This window comes from Pseudomonadota bacterium (assembly GCA_022361155.1).
In the GTDB taxonomy this organism is placed as follows: domain Bacteria; phylum Myxococcota_A; class Polyangia; order Polyangiales; family JAKSBK01; genus JAKSBK01.
Genome location: JAKSBK010000437.1, coordinates 1 through 1,276 on the forward strand (window position 1 = coordinate 1; position 1,276 = coordinate 1,276).

1 protein-coding gene is annotated in these 1,276 nt (G+C 69.1%); it reads left to right on the plus strand.

Annotation, left to right across the window (positions count from 1 at the left end; genetic code table 11):
* A partial coding sequence (locus tag MJD61_16635; GenBank protein MCG8556889.1) for a hypothetical protein occupies window positions 1-1,229 on the plus strand: 1,229 nt, incomplete at its 5' end.
* Window positions 1,230-1,276 lie beyond the last annotated feature (47 nt).

Genomic DNA, 1,276 nt, shown 5'->3' on the forward strand with positions numbered 1-1,276 from the left:
CCAGCTGCAGCGGGGCGCTCGAGCTATCCGACGAGGTGTGCGCCGCCGGGGACGTCCGCTGCGCGGACCTGGGTCGCTGCGGCCAGTGCCTTTCGTGTCTCGAGTCGTGCACGAGCGTGCGGTGTCCTGTGAAGCCCGAGGGGCCGTCCGCACAGCCTGCGCCAGCAACGCCGCAGCCTTTGCCAGCGCCGATGCAGTCCGCGCCTGTCTCGGGCTTGCAGCCAGGACCCTGCGTACCGCAGTGCGAGGGCAAGCGCTGCGGTTACGACGGCTGCGGCGGAGTATGCGGGCAGGCGTGCACCACGGGACAGGTCTGCACGCGCCCGCTCGACTGCGAGGTGGGTGCCGAGTGCGTGGCGGGTACGGGTGGGCGCTTCGATCTGCCTGCGAACCAGGCCACCTGCCTGCCGCGCAGCTGCCTGAGCACGGACTCGGCGCGCAATCCGTGCCTTGGTCCCGGAAACCGGGGCAAGCTCAGCGAGTGCGGCCGCTGCCCGATGCGGCCGCCGCCAGCAGCAGTCGCTACTTTCGCGAGCGCAACGAGCGCCACGTCTCCGAGCCTGCCTTCAGCGCTCTTGGCGGACCTCGTCCCGGTGGAGCCGCCGCTGCGTGAAGCGGACCTGCCTGCAGGCATTGTGCGCGCCCACTACGCAACGCAGGGGGTAGGCCAGACGCCGGGCTCGTTTGCGGTCACGCACCTGGGGCAGGCTTCGTACACGATTCCGATCGAGGTTCCTCCCGGTCGCGGGGGCCTCGAGCCGCACCTGGCCCTGACCTACGACAGCTCGGCGGGCAGCAACTACATGGGCGTGGGCTGGAGCCTTCGGGGCGTCGGCATGATCACGCGCTGCAAGCGCATCGCCGCCCTGGACGGTTACAACCCCTACGACCAGAACGGCGCCGGCGACTGGTTTTGCCTGGGCGGCGAGCGGCTCATCATGGTCGACCCCAACGATGGTCGCGGCTACGGCGGCGACGGGGTCGAGTACCGGACCGCAGGCGACCTGTTTACGAAGATCGTCTCGAGGCACCGCACCGACTGGACCGCACCCTACAGCTTCGAGGTCACGACCAGAGACCTGGGAAGGGCACTTGCGCACGGGCCCGCCCAAGCCTTTGCTGGAGGTGGTCCGGGAGATTCAGGGGGCGCGGATGGCGTTCGAGTACGCCCATCTCACCAACAGCAGTGTCTACGAGCATTCCTACGTAAACTGCGCCCACCCGCGTAACTGCCGGCGTCCGCGTCATGCAGTGGTATCGCATCACCACGTCTGGC